20 protein-coding genes are annotated in these 21036 nt (G+C 63.8%); 8 read left to right on the forward strand and 12 right to left on the reverse strand.

Going from position 1 to position 21036, the window contains the following annotated elements; translation table 11 throughout:
* Positions 1-68 precede the first annotated feature (68 nt).
* From HP547_RS12845 to HP547_RS12880, 8 genes are all read right to left on the reverse strand, one after another.
* Positions 69-1145, reverse strand: a complete 1077-nt coding sequence (locus HP547_RS12845) for a VWA domain-containing protein (RefSeq protein WP_172286475.1) — start codon at positions 1143-1145, stop codon at positions 69-71.
* Positions 1138-1632 carry a DUF4381 domain-containing protein gene (locus tag HP547_RS12850; RefSeq protein WP_172218544.1) on the reverse strand — a complete coding sequence of 165 codons (495 nt, stop codon included), beginning with the start codon at positions 1630-1632 and terminating at the stop codon, positions 1138-1140. The genes HP547_RS12845 and HP547_RS12850 overlap by 8 nt, the downstream gene beginning before the upstream one ends.
* Positions 1629-2573 carry a DUF58 domain-containing protein gene (locus HP547_RS12855; protein ID WP_172286476.1) on the reverse strand — a complete coding sequence of 315 codons (945 nt, stop codon included), beginning with the start codon at positions 2571-2573 and terminating at the stop codon, positions 1629-1631. Before HP547_RS12855 ends, HP547_RS12850 begins: the two co-directional genes overlap by 4 nt.
* A 4-nt stretch (positions 2574-2577) precedes the next feature.
* Positions 2578-3537 carry a MoxR family ATPase gene (locus tag HP547_RS12860; RefSeq protein ID WP_172286477.1) on the reverse strand — a complete coding sequence of 320 codons (960 nt, stop codon included), beginning with the start codon at positions 3535-3537 and terminating at the stop codon, positions 2578-2580.
* A gap of 240 nt (positions 3538-3777) precedes the next feature.
* Complete coding sequence (locus tag HP547_RS12865) at positions 3778-4983, reverse strand: MFS transporter (protein WP_172286478.1); 1206 nt, start codon at positions 4981-4983, stop codon at positions 3778-3780.
* 56 nt (positions 4984-5039) lie between these two features.
* Positions 5040-6254, reverse strand: a complete 1215-nt coding sequence (locus HP547_RS12870; RefSeq protein WP_172286479.1) for a benzoate/H(+) symporter BenE family transporter — start codon at positions 6252-6254, stop codon at positions 5040-5042.
* Positions 6255-6425: 171 nt separating this feature from the next.
* Positions 6426-7313, reverse strand: coding sequence for a dihydrodipicolinate synthase family protein (locus tag HP547_RS12875; protein WP_172286480.1), 888 nt, complete (start codon positions 7311-7313; stop codon positions 6426-6428).
* A 45-nt stretch (positions 7314-7358) separates the two neighbouring features.
* Positions 7359-8141 (reverse strand): aldolase, encoded by a 783-nt coding sequence (locus HP547_RS12880; RefSeq protein WP_172286481.1) that lies wholly within the window; start codon positions 8139-8141, stop codon positions 7359-7361.
* A gap of 564 nt (positions 8142-8705) precedes the next feature.
* Between HP547_RS12880 and HP547_RS12885 the strand changes: the two genes are divergently transcribed.
* On the forward strand, positions 8706-9128 hold the full coding sequence (locus tag HP547_RS12885) for an N-acetyltransferase family protein (RefSeq protein ID WP_372242893.1): 423 nt from the start codon (positions 8706-8708) through the stop codon (positions 9126-9128).
* A 48-nt stretch (positions 9129-9176) separates the two neighbouring features.
* Complete coding sequence (locus HP547_RS12890) at positions 9177-9989, forward strand: aminoglycoside phosphotransferase family protein (RefSeq protein ID WP_172286483.1); 813 nt, start codon at positions 9177-9179, stop codon at positions 9987-9989.
* Between the two features lie 81 nt (positions 9990-10070).
* On the opposite strand, the gene mtlD is transcribed toward HP547_RS12890, so the two are convergent.
* The gene (mtlD, locus tag HP547_RS12895; RefSeq protein ID WP_172286484.1) at positions 10071-12215 is read right to left on the reverse strand and encodes a bifunctional mannitol-1-phosphate dehydrogenase/phosphatase; all 2145 of its coding nucleotides are present in this window, start codon (positions 12213-12215) and stop codon (positions 10071-10073) included.
* A 397-nt stretch (positions 12216-12612) separates the two neighbouring features.
* Here mtlD and HP547_RS12900 point away from each other — a divergent pair, with 397 nt between their 5' ends.
* Positions 12613-12909, forward strand: a complete 297-nt coding sequence (locus tag HP547_RS12900; protein ID WP_172229421.1) for a DUF3144 domain-containing protein — start codon at positions 12613-12615, stop codon at positions 12907-12909.
* 105 nt (positions 12910-13014) lie between these two features.
* On the opposite strand, the gene HP547_RS12905 is transcribed toward HP547_RS12900, so the two are convergent.
* Entirely contained in the window at positions 13015-13908 is an 894-nt protein-coding gene (locus HP547_RS12905; protein WP_172229419.1) for a LysR family transcriptional regulator, read from the reverse strand.
* 146 nt (positions 13909-14054) lie between these two features.
* On the opposite strand from HP547_RS12905, the gene HP547_RS12910 reads away from it, so the two are divergent.
* From HP547_RS12910 to HP547_RS12925, 4 genes are all read left to right on the forward strand, one after another.
* Positions 14055-15134, forward strand: a complete 1080-nt coding sequence (locus HP547_RS12910; RefSeq protein WP_172229417.1) for a 4-oxalomesaconate tautomerase — start codon at positions 14055-14057, stop codon at positions 15132-15134.
* A 72-nt stretch (positions 15135-15206) separates the two neighbouring features.
* The gene (locus HP547_RS12915; protein ID WP_172286485.1) at positions 15207-16523 is read left to right on the forward strand and encodes a dicarboxylate/amino acid:cation symporter; all 1317 of its coding nucleotides are present in this window, start codon (positions 15207-15209) and stop codon (positions 16521-16523) included.
* A 118-nt stretch (positions 16524-16641) separates the two neighbouring features.
* Positions 16642-17946 (forward strand): CitMHS family transporter, encoded by a 1305-nt coding sequence (locus HP547_RS12920; RefSeq protein ID WP_172229413.1) that lies wholly within the window; start codon positions 16642-16644, stop codon positions 17944-17946.
* Positions 17947-18002: 56 nt separating this feature from the next.
* Complete coding sequence (locus HP547_RS12925; RefSeq protein ID WP_172286486.1) at positions 18003-19256, forward strand: OprD family porin; 1254 nt, start codon at positions 18003-18005, stop codon at positions 19254-19256.
* A gap of 55 nt (positions 19257-19311) precedes the next feature.
* On the opposite strand, the gene HP547_RS12930 is transcribed toward HP547_RS12925, so the two are convergent.
* Entirely contained in the window at positions 19312-19560 is a 249-nt protein-coding gene (locus tag HP547_RS12930; protein ID WP_172229409.1) for a CsbD family protein, read from the reverse strand.
* A gap of 251 nt (positions 19561-19811) precedes the next feature.
* Positions 19812-20267 (reverse strand): redox-sensitive transcriptional activator SoxR, encoded by a 456-nt coding sequence (gene soxR, locus HP547_RS12935; protein ID WP_172230580.1) that lies wholly within the window; start codon positions 20265-20267, stop codon positions 19812-19814.
* 85 nt (positions 20268-20352) lie between these two features.
* Between soxR and HP547_RS12940 the strand changes: the two genes are divergently transcribed.
* Positions 20353-21036 (forward strand): efflux RND transporter periplasmic adaptor subunit (locus HP547_RS12940; protein WP_172286487.1); only part of this gene is annotated, 684 nt, incomplete at its 3' end.

Genomic DNA, 21036 nt, shown 5'->3' on the forward strand with positions numbered 1-21036 from the left:
CAGCAGCCAGCCGAGCAGCGGCACGGCCAGCAGCCAGAGCGGGCGCAGCCATTGTGGCCACAGGTCGATCATCGCCGTCTCCTCAGGCGCAGGCGCTTGAGGCGCTGGCGCCATTCCGGGTGCGGCTGCAGGAAGCGCGGCTTGCGCAGCAGGCGATGCAGCAGGTTGTCGGGCCATTGCACCGCTACTACCAGCAGCACGCTGAGCAGCAGCGCCAGGGCCAGGGGCCAGGCGTACAGGGCCTTGGCCGTGCGCGCCTGGGTCGGTTGCTGGGCCACCGGCTCCAGTTGGTCCAGGGTGTCGCCAATGGCGTCCAGCTCGGCGCCGTCATGGGCACGGAAGTAGGCGCCGTGGCTGATGTCGGCGATTTCCTTGAGCGCGGCTTCGTCCAGGTCCAGGCTCGGGTTGAGGCCGAGCAAGCCGGGGGTGCCACTGGCTTCGGGGTTGGCGCCGATACCGATGGTATAGATGCGCACGCCTTCCTGGGCTGCCAGGCGCGCGGCGGTCAGCGGGTGGATCTGCCCACCGTTGTTGGCACCGTCGGTGATCAGTACCAGCACCCGGCTTTGTGCCGGGCGCTCGCGCAGGCGCTTGACCGCCAGGCCGATGGCGTCGCCGATGGCGGTATTCTTGCCGGCGATGCCGATCTGCGCCTCCATGAGGAAGGTGCGCACGGTGCGCCGGTCGAAGGTGAGCGGGGCCTGCAGGTAGGCCTGGCTGCCGAACAGGATCAGGCCCACGCGGTCGCCTTCACGGTCTTGCAGAAAGTCGCCAAGCAGCGCTTTGACCAGGTCGAGGCGGCTGATGTCTTCGTTCTGCCACTGCATGTCGGGGAAGTCCATGGACCCGGACACATCGACCGCCACCAGCAGGTCGCGGCCGCTGGCGGCCACCGGCACCGGCTCGCCCAGCCATTGCGGGCGGGCGGCGGCGCACAGCAGCAACAGCCAGATGATGACGAACGGCGCCTGCTGGCGCCAGGTTGGGAGGTTGAGCCGCGCACGGCGCCCGGCCAGGCTTTCCAGTTCGTTCAGGAAGCCCACCTTGAGCACTGGCTCGCCGCTGTCGGCGGCAGGCAGCAGCAGGCGCGCCAGCCATGGCAGCGGCAGCAGGGTGAAGACCCAAGGCCAGGCCAGTTCAAACATGCTTGCGGATCCAGGTTTCGACGGCCTGGCTGAGCCCGACGATGGCTTTGTCGTCGAGCTTGCACTCGGGTTTGTAGGCGCCTTCGACCAGCACCATCCAGCGGGTCAGGCCGGCGGCCGGACAGCGGTTGTCGAGAAACGCCAGCCACTGGCGGCCGTTGAGGGTATGGCTGTTGGCCCCCGGATAATGGTTGCGGCACAGGCGCTTGAGCAGGGCGTTGATCTGCTGCAGCCACGCACCGGCCGGGGCGCCGTCGTACGGGCGAGGCAGGCGGGCCAGCTCGGCCAGGGCTTCGACGCGCACCGGGTCGAGCGGTTGTTCGGCACGCACGATGCGGCGCTTGGTGGGGCGCCAGCGGCGCAGCCGCCACAGGCCCCAGGCCAGCAGCGGCAGCAAGGCCAGCAGCAGCCACCAGCCGATCGCGGGTGGCCACAGCCCGACCGGCGCCGGCTCGATCAGCGGGTGCAGCTGGTCAAGCGGGTTCATGAGGCGCTCCGCGGCCGCTGGGCGCTCATGTGTTCACGCAGTTGCTCGATCATTTCGCTCTGCGTGCTCAGTGGCAGCAGCACCACGCGCAGCTTCTGCGCCATCAGCTCCCAGCGCTCGATGCGCGCTTCGGCCTGCTGACGGTAGGCCTGACGCAGGTTGGCGTCGAGGGTGTCGAGCTCCAGCTGCGCGCTGCGCTGGGCAAAACGCAGCAGGCCGGCGGCGGGCAGGGCATGGTCGAGCGGGTCGGACACCGGCAGCAGCAGCAGGTCGCAATGGCGCGAGAGCATGGCCAGGTGCTGTTCCACCTGTGCGCTCAGCGAGCGCTCGTCGCAAATCACGATGGCCAGGCTGCCGGGGCGCAGCACTTCGCGGGCGCGGCGCAGGGCCAGGCCCAGGCTGTCAGCCCCGGGCGCGGCCTCGGTGTGCAGCCCCTGGTTGACCTTGGCCAGGCGGTTGAGCAGCTGCAGCAGGCTCTGCTTGCTGCGCCGGGGTTTGATTTCGTGGTGCTCGTTGTCGCCGAACACCAGCCCGCCGATGCGGTCGTTATGACCCAGCGCAGCCCAGCCGAACAGCGCTGCAGCCTGGGCCGCGAGCACCGACTTGAACATCAGCCCGGAGCCGAAGAACAGCCGCTGGCTCTGCTCGACGAGGATGAAGATTGGCCGCTCGCGCTCTTCGTGGAACAGCTTGGTGTGCGGCTCCTGGGTACGGGCGGTGACGCGCCAGTCGATGTTGCGCACGTCGTCGCCGGCCTGGTACACGCGCACCTGGTCGAAATCCACGCCGCGCCCGCGCAACTTGGAGTGGTGCAGGCCTACCAGCGGGCTGCGCTGGCCGGGCTTGGAAAACAGCTGGATTTCGCGCACGCGATGGCGCATGTCGATCAGCTCGGCAAGGCCGATGCGGATGCCTGGTTGTGCCAGCTGGGTGGTGGGCATGGGTTCAGGCAACGGCGACAACGTCGAGGATGCGCTGGACCACGCGGTCCTGGTCGATCCCCGCCGCCTCGGCCTCGAACGAGAGGATGATGCGGTGGCGCAGCACGTCGAACAGCACCGCCTGGATGTCTTCGGGGCTGACAAAGTCGCGCCCGGCCAGCCAGGCGTGCGCGCGCGAGCAGCGGTCCAGCGAAATGGAGCCGCGCGGGCTGGCGCCGTAGGCGATCCAGTCGGCCAGTTCGGCGTCGAACTTGGCCGGGGTGCGGGTGGCCATCACCAGCTGCACCAGGTATTCCTCAACCGCGTCGGCCATGTACAACCCGAGGATTTCCTTGCGCGCGGCAAAAATGGCCTGCTGGCTGACCCGGCGCTCGGGTTTGCTTTCGCCGCCCAGGGCTTCGCCGCGGGCCTGGGCCAGGATGCGTCGCTCTACCGCGGCGTCGGGGAAGCCGATTTTCACGTGCATCAGGAAACGGTCGAGCTGGGCTTCGGGCAGCGGGTAGGTGCCTTCCTGTTCGATGGGGTTCTGCGTGGCCATGACCAGGAACAGCGGCGACAGGTCGTAGGTACTGCGGCCCACGCTGACCTGGCGCTCGGCCATGGCTTCGAGCAGCGCCGACTGCACCTTGGCCGGTGCGCGGTTGATTTCGTCGGCCAGCACCAGGTTATGGAAGATCGGGCCCTGCTGGAACACGAAGCTGCCGGTTTCCGGCCGATAGATTTCGGTACCGGTGATGTCGGCTGGCAGCAGGTCGGGGGTGAACTGGATGCGATGGAACTGTGCCTCGACGCCTTCGGCGAGCTCCTTGATGGCTTTGGTCTTGGCCAGCCCCGGAGCACCTTCCACCAGCATATGGCCATCGGCCAGCAGCACGATCAACAGCCGTTCGACCAGTTTTTCCTGGCCTAGGATCTGGGTGGAAAGAAAGGTGCGCAGCGCGATCAGCGCTTCACGGTGTTCCATCGTCGACGGTTCCTGGTGTGGGGCCGCAGGCGGCTGAAGTCAGCGGCCCTGGCAAGGGGTGATACTTTAATCCATCCGGGGGGGTGGCGACCAATGGCGGCCGGTAAATTTATCCAGGCTTGAGACCTGGGGGTACAGAAATGTCCTGCATGTCGCTGGGCCTCGCCTGATATTCCGCTGCAGTGGCTGGGCGCCCGTTGTACCCGGAGCAGGCCGACGGAACCCGCGCGGCGCTCGATTTCACAGGCGCTGCATCTCTTGGGGCGAGCACCGCCTTGCCAGCTCCTGCGCCACAGTCAGCAGCACCGTCAGCAACATGAACACCATCGACGCAGCAAACACCCCGTTGGCCAGCCGCTGGTCAAGCATCCAGCCGAACCCCACCGGCCCGATGGCGCCGCCGATATTGAACCCGGTAGAGACCAGCCCGAAGGTTTTACCCTCGGCCCCTGGCGGCGCAGCCGCTTTGACCAGCATGTCCCGCGATGGGGCGATCACCCCGGTCAGCAAGCCGATCGCGCCCAGCACCACCACCAGCGGCCAGTCCCGCAGCAGCCCCAGGGCCACCAGCGCGGTCAGCGCCGCCGCCAGCGCGAAGGCCAGTGCCGCCACCAGGCCATGGCGGCGGGTACGGTCAGCCAGGGTTCCACCGCACAACACTCCCGCCGCGCTGCAGAGCAGGAAGGCGGTCAGTGCAGTATTGGCCCAGGCCAGCGTCAGGCCTTGCCCCTGGACCAAAGCGGCCACGGAGAATTTCTCGATTGCACTGGTGCTCAGGTTGAGCAGGATGAACAGCACCGTCAACACGCCGATCATCGACGTGAACAAGCGCACGCGGCCGGCCGCATCAGCGCAGGCGGCGGCAGTTTTGTTGCCTGGGCCGGCAACCTGATACACGCCGCTACCGGGCACCGAGATCAACAGCCACGCCGCAACCCCCAATGCCGCGCCCGTCGCCAGGGCTGCCTGCAGGCCGAACAAGGCGGTGATACCCAGAAATACCGCCGGCGTAACCGCCGCGCCGAGGAAGCCTGCGAAGGTATGAATAGAGAACGCCCGGCCCAGGCGGCTTTGCTCGATGCCCTTGGCCAGCAACGCATAGTCGGCAGGGTGGTACACGCCATTGGCCAGGCCGGCCAGGGCCAAGGCCACCAGCAGCACCCCATAGCCTGGGCTGACCGCCACCAGCACGAAGCTGAGGCTTCCCAGCAGCAACCCGGCCTTGAGCACTTTGCGTGCACCGTAGTGGTCGACCGCATAGCCCAACGGGGCCTGCACCAGGGCGGAGACGATGTTGAACACCGCCAGGGCGACGCCGAGCTCGACGAAGCCGACCCCCATCAGGCCGGGAAGCACGGGCAGCAGGGCGGGGATCAGCATGATGTGCACATGGCTGACAAAGTGCACGGCAGCAACCTGGGTAAGAAGCTTGGGTGTTCGCGGCATATCGATACCTGTCGAGCGCTGCGCGCCTGTGGCGCGCGCTGAGGGAGTGGGCCCGTTTAACGGGCGCTGCGGCTGACCCGAGGAAGGCGGCCGTTCAGCGCCGCATGGGCCAGCAGGCCGATGACCAGGCCCCAGAAGGCCCCGCCAATGCCGAACAGGCTGATATTGGCCGCTGCCGCCAGGAAGGTGATCAGTGCCGACTCGCGAGCGCGGGCATCGGCCATTGCGCTGGCCAGGCTGCCGCCGATGGTGCCCAGCAGGGCCAGGCCGGCCAGGGTGGTAATGAACGTCCCCGGCAGGGCCATGAACACACTCGCCAGGGTCACCCCGAACACCCCCACCAGGATGTAGCAGACACCGGCGGCAATCCCCGCAACCCAACGCTTGCGCGGGTCTTCGTGGGCTTCCTTGCCGGTGCAGATGGCTGCGGTAATGGCCGCAATGTTGAAGGCGTGCGAGCCGAACGGCGCCATCAGCAACGAGCCCAGGCCAGTGACCGCAACGATCGGGTTGGCGCTGGTGGTGAAGCCGTCGTTGCGCAGCACCAGCATGCCGGGCATGTACTGGCCTGTCAGGGTGATCAGAAACAGTGGCAGGGCCACGCTGAGGGCGGCGTTGAGCGAAAAGCTGGGGGCGGTGAACACTGGCGAGGCGAATTCCAGCTTGAGCGCTGCCACGCCCACCTGCCCCTGAAGCAGCAGGTAGCCAAGCCCCAGCAGCAGAATGCCCACCACGGCGTAGCGAGCGCTGAAGCGCTTGAACGCCACGTAGGCGGCAATCAGCAGCCCGGCCAGGGCCGGGTCGACCGACAGCCCGGCGAAGGCACCGATGCCGAACTGCAGCAGGATGCCGGCCAGCAACCCGGCAGCGATCCCGGCGGGAATGACCCGTACCAGGCGCTCGAAACACCCGGTCAGCCCCAGCACCACGAAGCCGGCTGCCGAGAGCAGGTAGGCGCCGATGGCCTCGCTGTAGGGCACGCTGGCCAGAGCGGTGACCAGGAACGCGGCGGCTGGCGTGGACCAGGCGGTGATCACCGGTGCGCGGGTGTACCAGGATAAGGCCAGGCCGCTGAGGCCGACGCCGATCGACACCGCCCACACCCACGAAGCGGTCAGCTCCGGGCTCAATCCGGCCACTTTGGCGGCCTGGAACACCAGGATGAAGGTGCCGCCGTAATTGACGATGACCGAGACGATTCCCGCGATCACGGGGTGAAGGATGTCTGTCAGCCGTAGCGGTGCTGAAGAGCTTTGTGCAGGCGCGTCCATGGTTGCCTCTGTTTGCTGGATGCAGGTTTCAAATGACGGAACCCGCTGATTCAGCGGGCTCTGTATGCCTCGACCCTTTGTCGGGAAACACCTGAAGCTTCTGGCTCATCTGTTCCCGGCGGGGCGCTGCGCGGCGGCGGGGTGCTGCCGCGCAGGCGTCGGTGAGGTCGATCAGCCGCGCAATGTGTCCAGCAGGCCCTTCAGGCAACTGCTGCCCTGGGCGTCGAGCGGCTGCAGGGGCAGGCGGGGGGCGCCGACATCCTGGCCGAGCATTTTCAAGCCGGCCTTGATGGTGGTGGGCAGGCCGCGGCGGGTGATGTATTCCAGCAGTTCGTACTGGCGGTAGAACAGCGCCCGGGCTTCGGCCAGGTCGCCTTGCTGCACCGCCTGCCACAGTGCCAGGTTCAGCGCCGGGATCAGGTTGGGCGCAGCGGTGCACCAGCCGGTGGCGCCGGCCACCAGCGCTTCCAGGGTGAGCGGGTTGCAACCGTTATAGAAGGCCACCTGGCCGTCGCTGGCCGTGAACAGGCGGTGCATGCGCTGGATGTCGCCGGTGCTTTCCTTGACCATGGTCACATTTGGCACTTCGTCGAGAATGCGCAGGATCAGCTCCACCGACAGGTCGGTGCCGCTGGTGCCCGGGTTGTTGTAGAGCATGATCGGGATGTCGATGGCCGCGCCGATCGCCTTGTAGTGGGCGATCACTTCGGCTTCGGTGAGCTTCCAGTAGGAAATCGGCAGCACCATCACCGCCGTGGCGCCGCAGGTCTGGGCCAGGCGGGCGCGTTGCACGGTGCGCGCGGTGGTCAGGTCGGAGACGCTGACCACGCTGGGCACGCGCCCGGCAATGCGTGCCTGGCTGAAGCGCACCACGCTTTCCCAGTCGCTGTCGGACAAGTAGGCCCCTTCGCCTGTGCTGCCCAGTGGCGCAATGGCGTGTACGCCGTCGGCGATCAGGCGGTCGATGGACGTGCCCAGGGCCTCCAGGTCGAGCGTGCCGTCTGCGGTGAAGGGAGTGATGGTGTAGCCGATGACGCCGCGAATTACAGGTGTAGACATGACCAGGCACCTTTGCCGTTGTTGAGGAAAAGAGTACAGCTTCGATCAGCCCAGGCAGTCGCCGTGGGCACGCAAGGCACGGCGGGCGTAATAGCCGAACGCGGCGCCATGTCGTTTGGGGGTGGAGATCCAGTCATGGGCTTCCTTGCCCAGTGCCTCAGGGATGGGGCGGATTTCTCCGGCGCCCATGGCCAGCAGCTGCATCTTCGCCGCGCGCTCGAACAGCAGGGCGAGCACGCAGGCTTCTTCGATCGAGCCGCCGGCGATCAGCAGGCCGTGGTGGGAAAGCAGGATCGCGCGCTTGTTGCCGATCGCGTTGGCGATGATCTCGCCTTCTTCGTTGCCCACTGGCACACCGGGCCATTCCTGGAGGAATGCGCAGTCATCGAACAGCGGGCACAGGTCCATGTGCGAGATCGCCAGCGGCACCTCCAGCATCGACAGGGCCGCGCTGTGCAGCGGGTGGGTGTGGATGATGCAGTTGACGTCGGGGCGGGCGCGGTACAGCCAGCTGTGGAAGCGGTTAGCCGGGTTGGCCATGCCACGGCCTTGCAGCACGGTCAGGTCCTCGTCCACCACCAGCAGGTTGGAAGCAGCAATTTCGTCGAAGCCCAGACCCAGTTGCTGGGTGTAGTAGGTGCCAGGCTCCTGCGCACGTGCGGTGATCTGCCCGGCCAGGCCAGAGTCATGGCCGCCGTCAAACAGGATGCGGCAGGTGAGGGCGAGTTTTTGCCGTGCGGTGTAGGTGTTGTCGGCCAGCGCCGTCAGCATCTGCTGCTGGGCGAGTTTGACCAACTGGTCCTTGGGGGTGTGCATGGTGGTCGTCATGGGCGGTACTACCGGAGTGGGGCGGTTCTGGGCTGAGCGACGTGGGGGTCGTCAGGACACATGGCGATCATAATGACACCTTGTGTCATATGCAAGCGATGTGTCATCGCTGGTGTCTGTCATGTGAGGGGAGGGGAGCGGCAAGGAAGCGTCAACGATCGGTCGGGCAAAAGGAGGACGACCCGCGAATGCGGGTCTGACTTGCTAAGTGCCTACACCCTTTTTGAGAGTTCACGAAGGGGTAACGATCTAATGACTCACCATCACATAGGCGACCGCTAGCCACGCTATGCCTATTAGTATGAGCCAGCTCGAAAAAACCAACTTTCGTCTCTTCTGGGGATCCTGGGATTGTTGCAGCAACCCGGTGAATACGACCTGATGCCCTCGCTGGGCGATGGTGTGATGATGTTCATCCTGGCTGGCCTTGCTTGTGGCTTGCCTGCATGCTTCGCCTTGCCCTCGGCACGGCTTCCCTGCACTGAACCTTGTCAATCGTGACGCGATTGATCGGGTTTTTCCCTGACCTGTCTATACGGTGAAGCAATGGTTCTCGAATCACCTGTGCGGCTTGCCCGGCAAGCCGACCTTGATGCGCTTTTTGATCTTGATGTCATCGCGCAGCGCGAAGAAAGCCGACGGGAGTTCATTGCCCGTGCGGTAGCTTGCGGCCAGTGCTGGGTGGCAACGGATGCTGACGATACTGAGCTGCTGTTGGGCTACGGCGTACTGGACCACTCATTTTTCGGGCAGGAATTCATCCCGCTGGTTGTGGTACTGGGTTCGGCACGTCGCCGTGGCGTAGGGGCAGCCATCGTTCGTGAACTGGAATCCCGGTCGCTCGGCGCCAAGCTGTTCACCTCGACCAACGCGTCGAACCTGCCAATGCAGGCGCTGCTCGGCAAACTCGGTTTCATCGGCAGTGGCCAGGTTGAAAACCTGGATGAGGGCGACCCTGAGCTTGTTTTTGTGAAGTTCAGGTGCTGATTGCGGCAATTGTGGGAAACCAGAACTGACAGGGGCGAAAACGCAAAATTGAACGAGTCAGTATTTGATCGGTACCTGAAGGCATGGGCGCTAACCATCGACGGTGATCCCATCGCATCGCTCAATGGCCAATTGTTCCCTGTTCGCCATGGCGATATACCGGCCATGCTGAAAGTCTCCCACAGCCGGGAAGAGCAAGCGGGCGGCCAGTTGATGGCATGGTGGGAAGGCAACGGCGCGGCGCCTGTGCTGTGCCTTGAGGGTGAGGCGTTGCTGATGAAGCGTGCGCAGGGTACGGCTTCGCTTGCGCGCATGGCCAGGACTGGCCTGGATGACCAGGCCACGCGCATCTTGTGCGCAGTCATCGCTCGCTTGCATGAGCCGCGTACCACGCCGTTACCTGAGTTGGTGCCGCTGGAGAAATGGTTCGACGCGCTTTGGCCAGCGGCGGCTACCTATGGCGGCATTCTCCAACATTGTGCGAAGGCGGCACGTGAGCTTCTGGCTGCCCCGCGTGATGTCGGGGTGCTGCACGGTGATATCCATCACGGCAATGTGCTTGATTTCGGCCCATGCGGCTGGCTCGCTATCGACCCGAAGGGGCTCTACGGCGAGCGGGGCTTTGACTATGCCAACATGCTGTGTAACCCGGACGATGCAAGTGTGCTGGCGCCAGGGTGTTTCTCCCGGCGGATCGGGATCATCTGCGAGGCTGCCCATATCGATCGGCAAAGACTGATGCAATGGGCGTTGGCGTGGGCAGGGTTGTCGGCAACCTGGATGATGGAAGACGGTGTTGATCCGGTTGGTCGGTTCGAGCTGGCGAAACTCGCGGCATTGTTGCTTGATGGCAGTGCTTGACCCGGGCTGCAAAGCAGCCCCGGTGAAGCCTGTATAAACATTATCTGGTAGGCACCAGAGCCTGTCCGCTACATCAATAGGTCATGCACCTACGCAAAGGTCGTCTCGCCTGCTCGTTGCAGCCTCCTGCGGGTACTGCCGGAAGGCCGTGGCAATGGCGCTGATCAGTTGCGCGTCGCTGATCGGGTCCAGCCCTGGGAAACGCTTGCCGTGGTGGCTGCCAGCATGGGTCAGCACGGCCTCGACACTGCCATCGTTGTCCACATACACCTGCCTGATCGCCTGGGCCTCCAGGTTTCTTGCATCTTTGCAGCGTAGTGCATGATGAATGGCCAGGGCCGCACCCAGGGTCAGTGCCGGGGTTTCAATGGCGTGCTTGCGTGCTAGGTCGATGCTGCTGAAGATGCGTTCGTTGCGTTGAAGCTTGCGCAACGGGTCGCGCCCCACCCGGGCACAAGGGTCTTTGAACGAGGTTGTACAGCGCTCCAGGAAAGTATTGGCAAAACGGTCCACCACCTGCGCCATCTGCGGGTATTGCGCCACCAGTGCGGGCCCGACTTCCTGGCGGATCAGGCGTTCGGCCAGTTCGCTGACGCGTGCATCACCCATACCCTGGCCTACCGAGTTGTGGCCCAGCAGGCTTGCATACCAGGCAACGATGGCATGCGGGCCGTTCCACAGACGGTTCTTGATGACCTGGATCTGGGTGATGTCAGGCACTGTCGTCACCTGGCGCAGGCGTTCGAGCAGCTCGCTCCCGTGCTCTACATACAGCGGCATGTCGGGTTCGCTGTTGAACAGGATCAGATGCAGCTGGTTCATCGCACTGCTGGGCTGGGCAAAGGGCCTGAAATGGCCAATCAGCCGTTCGTATTCAGGCAGGGCCGCAGCGGGCTTGCGGGTGACGGCAGGTTCGTCTTCCAGGCTGTTCCTGAACATCTGCGACTTGATGCGCAGTTGTCGCACCAGCGCGTCGTTGCCCAGTTTGGAGACAATGCGGCTGACCACAGTTTCGGCAAAATGGGTCTTCTGCAAGACCTGCTCGCTGATTGCCGGAGGGCACAGCAACGCCAGTTCAGCTTCAACGTGCCGGCGCACAAAGGCGCCGCCGCCTACCTTGTTCAGCACGATCAGCAGGGTCAGTTCGCGGCCACGGCGTTCAAAGCGTTGCAGCAGGCCCTGGGCAATCACCCTGGCCTGGCTGCGGATGGCCTGTTCGGGCAGGCTCAGGCCGATGATTTCGGCAGCGGTGTACATGTCGATCACGGCAGCATCATCGTCCATGTCGATCATGCGCACGTTGTCGATGGTCTGGTCGAACGAAGTCGCACCGTAGCGCACGCTGTAGCGGCCAAATGCGCTGACGCTCTCGCGCAGCATGCGCGAGCGGCTGGCGGCGATGATTTCGCAAGGCCGGGTATAGCCGTCCCAATGGGAGAATACCTGCGTCAGGTAACCGCCGCCGATGGCTCCGAAGCCATGAATGCCCACGCGGAACTGGTTCAACGAAGCCGGGAAGGGTTCGCTCAGCGCTGGCATGCCCAGGTCGGGTACGCACTCGCTCAAGTCGGCCAGGAACTCCTGCATGCTGCGGTAGGCTTTGAGTGCGCCGGCCTTGATTTCTGGCGCGGGCGGCTTGATGTCCTCGATGAGGATGGCCTGGCCTTCTGCGCGGATGGCCGAAAGCATGCCGTTTTCCGAGTCTTCGACCATGAAGCACTGGTCAGGCTCGCAATTGAGTGCGCGGGCGGCCTTGAGGAATATCTCCGGGTGGGGCTTGCCTTGGCTGACTTCATCACCGCACACGGTGATGTCGAAGTACTTGAGCACATTGGCGTTGATCAGGTACTCCTCGGCAATGGCACGGCGGCTGGAGGTGGCGACTGCCATGGTCAGCCCCGACTTGCGCAGCCGCTCCAGTACCTCCAGCAAGCCCGCCTTGATCGGGACGCCGTGGTTGCGCACGTACTCCAGCTCAAGTTCGTCCGCGCGCTGGCGGATTTGCGCATAAGGGAAGTCTTCACCGTTGTGCGCCTTGGCGAGGGCTTCGGCCTTCTTCGCGCTCAGGCCCAGCGAGCCGATCAGGGTGTGCTCGCCCAGGGCCTTGCCGAAGATCTCGAGTGAGGCTTGCTTCAATGTCTTGAAGCGCAAACGCTCGGTGTCGAAGAGGGTGCCGTCCATATCGAAGATGGCGCTGAAAATGCGTTTACCGTGGAAAAAAAGCATGGGGGTGTTGCCTCTGTTGTCGTGTCAGACATCCCGCCTGTGAATAGCGGGCATGGCGTGTGAGCTGCAGCGTTGGCAGTCAGGTAGGAGGGACACGATCGACAGGGGGGCGCTCAGGCGTGACGCACAGGTAAGGCGGGGCGGAGCGGGGCGTGCAGAGGAGTGTTGCGAGCTTCGAGGCCAGGCGTGCGCCTGGTTTGCCGTTAAGGTCACGCCCACTGGCTGCAATACGTTTTGCAGGCAGTGGGCGCAAATAGCGATGGATACGTGTGATTCCAAGCATAAGGTGCTTTGCTTCCTTTTCTGTAATGGGTGATCCTTTTTCAGCCTTGCACGTATGCGCCGCGACATGCAAGGCTTGGCCCCCGGTTCGACTCTCGCAACAAGGTGAAGCGCAATGACCCAAATTACCGACCAGGCCTTTTATGACCGCGCCGACGCGCATATCGAACTGGCGAACCAGCAGATCGAAAAACTCGAGGACCTGGGCAAGGTGAGTGCTTCGTTGACCTTTGGTGCGGCGCGCTTCAATGCCTGGATGAGCGCCCGCAGTTTCAAATCCGGGGCGGAGCTGGGTGCCGCGCGGGAGGAGCTGCTGAAGTATTTCTGCGATCAGTACCGGATGATGCTCGAGGACAACCTGGATGAGCATATCGAGCAGTTTGACCGGTATGTGCTGGGCAAGAGCGACTGAGCGCCAGGCTGGCGACGTGGGGTGTGGCACCGGCTGCTGCGCCCGTGTTCGCGGGTGAACCCGCTTCTACAGGGGGCGCATTGGCCCCACAACCCGGCTGCGCTTCTAGCGGTTGGGCCATTTCTCCAACAGGATCGACACGAACTTCTCCGCTGCAGGCGACAAAGAGGCCCCGCGGCGATAGACCAGCCCCAGCGTTCGGGTCACCTGCGGCTCGTTAAGCGGCACGCTGACCAGGGTCGGGTGGTCGGCGCTGGGCATTGCCAGGCTGGGCATGGCCGACACCCCTAGCCCGGCCTCAACCATGCCCAGCGAAGTGGACAAGTGCTGCACCTCATAGAACCATTTGGGCCGCAGGTTCAACCCGGACAACGCGTGGTCCAGCAGCATGCGATTGCCGCTCAGGCGGCCGACGCCGATCAGGCGGTAGTCGGCCAGCTCGGTCCAGGTCACGGCTTCACGGTTTGCCAGCGGGTGGTCGCGCCTGCAGGCCAGCACGAAATGCTCCTGCACCAGCGAGACGAACTCGATGTCAGGGTGCTGGCCGCTCATCATGTTGATGCCGAAATCGGCCTCGCCACGCAGCACGGCTTCGAGCCCGTCATTGGCACTGAGGTCCAGCAGGCGAATGCGGATTTTCGGGTACTGCTGGTTGTAGTCGCGAATCACCGACGGCAGAAAATAGAACGCCGCTGTCGGGATGCAGGCGAGGGTGACCTGGCCGGTCTGGCGCTCGGCCAGTTCGCGGATGCTGAGGATCGAGTCCTCGAAGTCATCCAGCAGGCGCCTGGCCTTGGGCAGAAAATCGCGGCCCACGCTGGTCAGGCTGACCCGACGTGTGGTGCGCTCGAGCAACGAGGTGCCCAGGCCCTCTTCCAGCTTCTTGATCCGTCGGCTCAGCGCTGGCTGGGACAAGTGCAGCGCCTCTGCTGCTTCGTGGAAGCTGCCAAGTTCGGCGATTTTCACGAAAGATCGAATGTCTTGAAGCTCATATTCCATAGCGAATCCTGCCGGCGAACATTCCGCGATTATTTTGTGAGTCGCAATAATGGCTACGATATTTGCATTGGATTGATTTATCCATGCCTGTCACTCTTTTGCTCACAGCATCAATGATGCCCATTGATCAACAAGAGTGCGAAATCATGCAACGAATTCCTTGCGTCCTCATGCGCGGCGGCACCTCCAAAGGGCCGATCTTCCACGCCTGGGACCTGCCTGCCAATGTGGTCGAACGCGACGAATTGCTGATCAACCTGATGGGCTCCGGTCATGAACTGGAAATCGACGGCATCGGTGGCGGCAGCCCGCAGACCAGCAAAGTGGCGATCGTCAGCCCCTCGCTGCATGCCGACGCCGACGTCGACTACCTGTTCGTGCAGGTCATGGTCGCCCAGCGTCGTGTGGACACCGCACCCAATTGCGGCAACATGCTCTGCGCCGTTGGCCCGTTTGCCATCGAACAGGGGCTGGTCAAAGGCCAGGAAGGCAAGACGCTGGTGCGCATTCGCAACCTGAACACCGGTACCTTCGTCAATTCGCTGGTGGAAACACCTGGTGGTATCGTGCGCTATGAAGGCCGCACCGCCATCGACGGCGTACCCGGTACCGCCGCCCCGGTACACATTACCTTCCTCGACGCCGTCGGCAGCAAGACGGGCAAGCTGTTCCCTACTGGCCAGGCCAAAGATGTCATCGACGGCGTGCCGGTCACCTGCATCGACATGGCCATGCCCATGATGGTTGTAGCGGCCAGCCAACTGGGTATCACCGGGTCGGAAACCCCAGCCGAACTGGACGCCAACGGCCCCCTGCTCAAGCGCCTTGAAGCGCTGCGCCTGAAGGCCGGCAAGGCCATGGGCCTGGGTGATGTGAGTGGCATGGTGATACCCAAGCCGGTGCTGGTGTCCGAGCCTCGGTACGACGGCACCCTGCAGGTTCGCTATTTCATGCCGCACAGCTGCCACCGTGCACTGGCAATCACCGGTGCGGTCGGGCTGGCGACTGCCAGCGTCAGCCCCGGCACCGTGATAGGCGACCTGCTGGGCGAAAGCGCCGGGCAACTGACCGAGGTGCGCCTGGAACACCCGAGCGGCGGTATCGACGTTGCGCTGTCGCGCAGTGGTGCTGATGGCAAGACCCTGCAGGCATCGGTGGTACGAACTGCCCGGCGGCTCTTCTCAGGCTTCGTTTACGCCCCTACATTCCGCAGGTTGGCGGGGTAGGCACAGGCCGTTATCCAACCTGCACATTCGCAACAAGCGCATCCGCACAATTTCAACAATGGGTGATGCCTCATGAGACTCGCCAAATCGCTGTACTTCCAGATCCTCTGCGCCGTCCTGCTGGGCGTGGTGGTTGGGCACTTCTGGGCGCAACAGGCCGTGGCCCTCAAGCCGCTGGGTGATGCGTTCATCAAGCTGATCAAGATGATGATCGCCCCCGTGGTGTTCTGCACCATCGTCACGGGCATCGCCGGCATGACCGACAAGCGCTCGCTGGGGCGGTTGATGAGCAAGACCCTGTTGCTGTTCCTGGGCCTGACCGTGGTCAGCCTGACGATCGGGCTGGCGGCGGTGTACCTGTTCAAGCCTGGCGCAGGCATGAACATCGACCCCGCCACCCTCAGCACCGAAGGCCTCAGCCAGTACACGGCCTCGGCAGCCAAGCTGGGCGTGGTGGACTTCTTCATGCACATCATTCCCGACACCTTCATCGGCGCATTCAACAAGGGCGAAGTGTTGCCGGTACTGTTCATCGCCGTGCTCTGTGGTTTCGCGTTGTCATCGATGGGCGAGAAAGCCAAGCCGGTGCTGGATGTACTCGAATCCGCTTCCACCATGGTCTTCCGCATCTTTGGTTACCTGATGCGTTTCGCCCCGATTGGCGCCTTCGGTGCGCTGGCGTTTACCGTCGGCCAGTACGGCATTACCTCGCTCGGGTCGCTGGCCAAGCTGGTGGGGACGCTGTACATCGCCTGCGCGTTCTTCGTGCTGGTGGTGCTGGGCGGTATCTGCCGTGCCAATGATTTCAGCCTGTGGAAACTGCTGCGTTACTTTCGCGAAGAGTTTCTGGTGGTGCTCGGTACTTCCTCGACCGAGCCCGTGCTGCCACGCATGCTGGAAAAGCTCGAGAAGCTGGGTTGCAAGAAAGGCGTGGTGGGCCTGGTGTTGCCGACCGGTTATTCATTCAACCTCGACGGCACGGCCATCTATCTGTCGCTGGCAGCCATCTTCATCGCCCAGGCCTGCAATATCGATATCACCCTTGGGCAGACGCTGACCATGCTGGCGATCATGCTGCTGTCATCCAAGGGTGCTGCCGGGGTGACGGGCAGCGGTTTCGTGGCCCTGGCCTCGACCCTGACCGTGATCCACGACATCCCGCTTGCCGGCCTGGCCCTGCTGATCGGCATCGACCGCTTCATGTCCGAGGCCCGCGCGCTGACCAGCCTTGCCAGCAACGCGGTGGCCACCGTGGTGATTTCGCTGTCGGAAAACGCCTGTGACCGGCAAACACTGTTGCGAACCCTGGACGGCGAGCAGCCGGCGCAAACCGCTGCAGTCGAACCCGAACAGCCGGCCTGGCCCGCAGAACCACGCCGTCACGTCTGAACGGCGTTATACCCAACCTGACTTGAACGCCCGCCCGGCATCACAGCGATGCCGGGCCGGGCAGGGGGCTGCCTGCCCGGCAGGTGGCCACGCACAATAAAAACAAGAGAGAAATACCATGCTCGCACTCCTGGGCCTGGTCATGGTGGTGACCTTCACCTACCTGATCATGAGCAAGCGCCTGTCGCCAATCGTTGCGCTGACCGTAGTCCCGATCGTTTTCGCTGTCGTCGGCGGCTTCGCGCCCGAGCTGGGCAAGATGATGCTCGACGGCTTGAAGATGGTCGCGCCATCGGCGGCCTTGCTGCTGTTCGCCATCCTGTTCTTCGGCCTGATGATCGACGCCGGCCTGTTCGACCCGTTGATCCGCAAGATCCTCAAGCGGGTCAACGGCGACCCGATCAAGATTGCCATCGGCACCGCACTGTTGTCGCTGCTGGTGGCGCTGGACGGTGACGGCACTACCACCTACATGATCACCTGTGCCGCCATGCTGCCGCTGTACAAACGGATCGGCATGAACCCGATGGTTCTGGCCACCGTGTCGATGCTGTCGCTGAGCATCATGAGCGGCCTGAGCCCCTGGGGCGGGCCCGCCACCCGCGCCATTGCCGCGCTGGGGCTGGACGCCACGGAGTATTTCATCCCGATGCTGCCGACCATGATCGGCGGCGCCGCCTGGGTGGTCTTCACCGCCTTCCTGCTGGGGCGCGCCGAGCGCCGCCGGATCGGCAACATTGCCCTGGAGTCCGGTGGTGGCAACTGCTACATCAAGGAAATCCTCGGCGACAACCCGCACAAGCGCCCGCGCCTGGCCTATGTGAACCTGGTGCTGGTGATTGCCGTGATGACCGCACTGGTGCTGGGGCTGATGCATGCCGCCATTCTGTTCATGATCGGCTTTGTCGCCGCGCTGATGATCAACTATCCGCAGCTGGACCTGCAGAAAGAACGCATCCTCGCCCATTCGGGAAATGCCATGACGGTGGTGCTGCTGGTGTTTGCCGCAGGTATCTTCGCCGGCATCTTCTCTGGCACCAAAATGGTCGACGCCCTGGCGCAGACCCTCGTCGACTGGATCCCCGAAGCCTGGAGCCACTGGTTTCCGCTGGTGGTGGCGCTGACCAGCATGCCGCTGACGTTCGTGTTGTCCAACGACGCCTACTACTTCGGGGTTGTGCCGATCCTGGCCAACGCAGCGGCGGCGTATGGCATCGACCCGGTAGAAATCGCCCGCGCTTCGGTGCTGGGGCAGCCGGTGCATCTGATGAGCCCGTTGGTCGCATCGACCCTGCTGCTGGTGGGCATGGTCGACCGTGACATCGGTGACTTTCAGAAAGCTACGGTGAAATGGGCGGTGCTGACCTCCCTGGTGATCACCGCGCTGGCACTGCTTACCGGAGCCCTGTCCTTCTTCGTCTAGGCGCTACCGGGCGCTCATTTACTGCTCATTCTGACAACAACAACAGAGTACCGATCATGTCCCGAGCTGTGTTCCGTGGGGCCACCTGTGGCCTGCTTTGCGGCTGGCTGCCTGTTGCCGGCGCCGGCGGATTCGTCGATGACAGCAAGCTCAAGCTGCAGCTGCGCAATGTCTATTTCAACGAGAACTTCCGTGATGAACAGGGCATGAGTGCCCGCGCCGCTGCCAGCGCCAAAAGCGAGCGGGTGGAGTGGGCGCAGGGTTTTCTGCTCGACTACCAGTCGGGTTTTACCCAGGGCACCCTGGGCGTGGGCTTCGATGCCGTTGGCCTGCTGGGCGTGCGCCTCGACTCAGGCCGTGGGCGCAGCGGGACGGGGCTTTTGCCGGTACACGATGACGGGCGTGCGGCTGACGCGTTTGCCAGCGCGGGGATCACGGCCAAGGCGCGTATGGGGCAGACCGTAGTGAAGCACGGCACCCTGCTGCCCAGGACGCCGGTGCTGGTCTACAACGATGCGCGGCTGTTGCCGCAAACCTATCAAGGCACGCAACTGACCAGCACCGATATCGCCGGGCTGGCGCTGACTGCCGGCCACCTGGACCGCTTCAAACAGCGCGACTCGTCTGACAGTACCGGGCTCTACCTGGATGGCTATGGTGGTGGGCAGGCGGGCGATTTCACCTTTGCCGGGGCCGATTATGCCGTAAGCAAACAACTGCGCCTGAGCTACTTCCATGGCCAGCTCGAGCATTTTTACCGCCAGGACTTCGTTGGTGTGGTCCACGACTTGCCGCTGGCTGGCGGAGTGTTTACGACGGACCTTCGTTACTTCAAGAGCCGGGACAGCGGAGCGGGTTACGCTGGCCCCATCGACAACGACATGTTCAGCGGGCAGGTGGCCTATGCGCACTCAGGGCATACCGTCGGCGCGGGTTATCAGGTATTGGATGGTGAAGCAGGCTTGCCTTACATCAGCGGTGCGACGGTGTATTCGTTCAGCAACGTGGGAATCGGCAAGTTCGTCGAGGAACAGGAACAGACCTGGATGGCCAGCTATGCCTACAATTTCGCTGCCGCCGGTGTGCCAGGGCTGACGTTCATGGCCCGTTACCTGAGCGGAGACAATAGCCGCTCGGGTGCCGCCGGTATCAAGGAGTGGGAGCGTGACGCGGAACTGGCCTATGTGGTGCAGGCCGGCCCGTTGCAGGGGCTGGGGGTAAAGCTGCGCAACTATGTGTACCGCTCTGACTTTGCCCGGGGGCGAGACAGCAACCGTTTGTACCTGACCTACGACATTGCCATCTGGTGATGGCCCGGGCCGGGTGGGTACCTGGCACCGGGTTGCGACGGCTTGCCGCCAGCGCTCAGCGGCGCAGCAGGCGAGATACCACCAGCGTGACGGCGGCGCTTATGGCCAGGGCGGTAAAGGGTTTTGCCTTGACGAACGAGGAGACGCTATCGAGTGCATCACCGTAGCTTTTGGTGACCTGCCCGGCGACCTGACGGCCATCACCCTCAGCTTCCAGTGCCGGGTCGTCAACCAGGCGACCGACTGCGCTCTGCGCCTTGCCTGCAAGGTTCTCTGCAACACCTTCGATTTGTTCGCGCTTCATGATGGGGTAAACCCTCCTGGGAAATGCATTGAGTTAGCAGCAGAAGGTTAGGGGACGGGGGTAACTGTTTAGTTCCAGTTGTGTGCAGGGGGGAGGCTGGACGGGGCTGATAGATGCTTGCCACAACATTTTCAGCGCCTGTGAAATCGAGCGCTGCCCGCGCGGCGCTCGATTTCACAGGCGCTGCAAATGCGTCGGCAAGCACCTGTCAGCCCTCATGCGATCCCGATGGCAGCTGGACAGCCACCACGCTATCGGGCTTTCCTCTCCAATATCCGCGCCCCGGCACCTTCCTTGCCCAGCACATCCTCAGGGTTGCGCAGCGGGCAATCCTCCAGCGACAGGCAACCGCAGCCAATGCAGTTGTCCAGGCTGTCGCGCAATGCCTCCAGCGTGCGAATGCGGGCGTTCAGGTCTTCGCGCCAGGCCGTCGACATCTCGCCCCATTGGGCCGCCGTAAGCTTGCTGTTGGGCGCATAACGGCTGAACGCGTGCTTGATTTCCTCCAGCGGAATACCCGTGCGCTGCGCCACCTTGATGATCGCCAACGTGCGCAGCACCAGCGAGGGATAGCGGCGCTGGTTGCCTGCCGTACGCACGCTGGCGATCAGCCCCTTGGTCTCGTAGAAGTGCAGCGCAGACACCGCCACACCGCTGCGCCTGGCCACTTCACCCACTGTGAGCATCCGCGTGTTGTCCGCTGCCATGCCAGTTGACCTCAAGTTAAGTTGAGCTCTTATAGTCCCGCCCGGTCTTCCCCGCAACCGCTTTTCCTGATGATCGGAGCACTGCATGAACAAACGGACGTTACTGGCCTGTGCTGGCGTTGTTGCCGGGGTGCTGGCCGCTGCCTGTGCGCTGGTGGGCAGCGGTGCGCCGCCAACCGCTGCGGCGGCGTGGCCGGCGACCAAGGTGGCGCTGGCCACGGCCGAGCAGGTGCCGCTGGCACGGCAGACCTTTGCTTCGGGGGAGCTGGAGGCCGTGAATCAGGTACAGGTGGCGGCCGAAATGGCGGGGCGTATTACCCGCATTGCCTTCGAGTCGGGGCAGGTGGTAACTGCCGGGCAATTGCTGGTGCAGCTGAACGATGCGCCGGAGCAGGCGCAACGGGTGCAGTTGCGGGCCAGGTTGCGTAACGCCGAAGTGGTACTGCAACGCAGCCGCAAGCTGCGGGCAGTGAATGCCGTGTCGCAGGAACTCCTGGATAACGCCGCCACTGCCGTGGATGTGGCCAGCGGTGAACTGCAGCATGTCGAGGCGCTGATCGCGCAAAAGGCCATCCGCGCGCCGTTTGCCGGCAAACTGGGTATTCGTCGGGTGCATCAGGGCCAGTATCTGGGTGCTGGCGAGGCCATCGTCAGCCTGGCGGACATCAGCCAGTTGCATGTGAATTTTGCCCTGGGCGAACAGGCCGCCCCTGACGTGCATGTCGGCCAAGTGTTGGCACTGACGGTGGACGCCGCGCGCGGGCAAGAT

Source organism: Pseudomonas sp. CM27, from assembly GCF_013179515.1.
In the GTDB taxonomy this organism is placed as follows: Bacteria; Pseudomonadota; Gammaproteobacteria; order Pseudomonadales; family Pseudomonadaceae; genus Aquipseudomonas.

Excerpts from the sequence above, each read along its gene's own strand:
- HP547_RS12875 (WP_172286480.1), bottom strand. The coding sequence starts at position 7,313 with ATGTCTACACCTGTAATTCGCGGCGTCATCGGCTACACCATCACTCCC.
- HP547_RS12920 (WP_172229413.1), top strand. The coding sequence starts at position 16,642 with ATGCTCGCACTCCTGGGCCTGGTCATGGTGGTGACCTTCACCTACCTG.
- soxR (WP_172230580.1), bottom strand. The coding sequence starts at position 20,267 with ATGGCAGCGGACAACACGCGGATGCTCACAGTGGGTGAAGTGGCCAGG.
- mtlD (WP_172286484.1), bottom strand. The coding sequence starts at position 12,215 with ATGCTTTTTTTCCACGGTAAACGCATTTTCAGCGCCATCTTCGATATG.
- HP547_RS12880 (WP_172286481.1), bottom strand. The coding sequence starts at position 8,141 with ATGACGACCACCATGCACACCCCCAAGGACCAGTTGGTCAAACTCGCC.
- HP547_RS12900 (WP_172229421.1), top strand. The coding sequence starts at position 12,613 with ATGACCCAAATTACCGACCAGGCCTTTTATGACCGCGCCGACGCGCAT.
- HP547_RS12850 (WP_172218544.1), bottom strand. The coding sequence starts at position 1,632 with ATGAACCCGCTTGACCAGCTGCACCCGCTGATCGAGCCGGCGCCGGTC.
- HP547_RS12865 (WP_172286478.1), bottom strand. The coding sequence starts at position 4,983 with ATGCCGCGAACACCCAAGCTTCTTACCCAGGTTGCTGCCGTGCACTTT.
- HP547_RS12845 (WP_172286475.1), bottom strand. The coding sequence starts at position 1,145 with ATGTTTGAACTGGCCTGGCCTTGGGTCTTCACCCTGCTGCCGCTGCCA.
- HP547_RS12925 (WP_172286486.1), top strand. The coding sequence starts at position 18,003 with ATGTCCCGAGCTGTGTTCCGTGGGGCCACCTGTGGCCTGCTTTGCGGC.
- HP547_RS12905 (WP_172229419.1), bottom strand. The coding sequence starts at position 13,908 with ATGGAATATGAGCTTCAAGACATTCGATCTTTCGTGAAAATCGCCGAA.
- HP547_RS12930 (WP_172229409.1), bottom strand. The coding sequence starts at position 19,560 with ATGAAGCGCGAACAAATCGAAGGTGTTGCAGAGAACCTTGCAGGCAAG.
- HP547_RS12860 (WP_172286477.1), bottom strand. The coding sequence starts at position 3,537 with ATGGAACACCGTGAAGCGCTGATCGCGCTGCGCACCTTTCTTTCCACC.
- HP547_RS12910 (WP_172229417.1), top strand. The coding sequence starts at position 14,055 with ATGCAACGAATTCCTTGCGTCCTCATGCGCGGCGGCACCTCCAAAGGG.
- HP547_RS12855 (WP_172286476.1), bottom strand. The coding sequence starts at position 2,573 with ATGCCCACCACCCAGCTGGCACAACCAGGCATCCGCATCGGCCTTGCC.
- HP547_RS12870 (WP_172286479.1), bottom strand. The coding sequence starts at position 6,254 with ATGGACGCGCCTGCACAAAGCTCTTCAGCACCGCTACGGCTGACAGAC.
- HP547_RS12915 (WP_172286485.1), top strand. The coding sequence starts at position 15,207 with ATGAGACTCGCCAAATCGCTGTACTTCCAGATCCTCTGCGCCGTCCTG.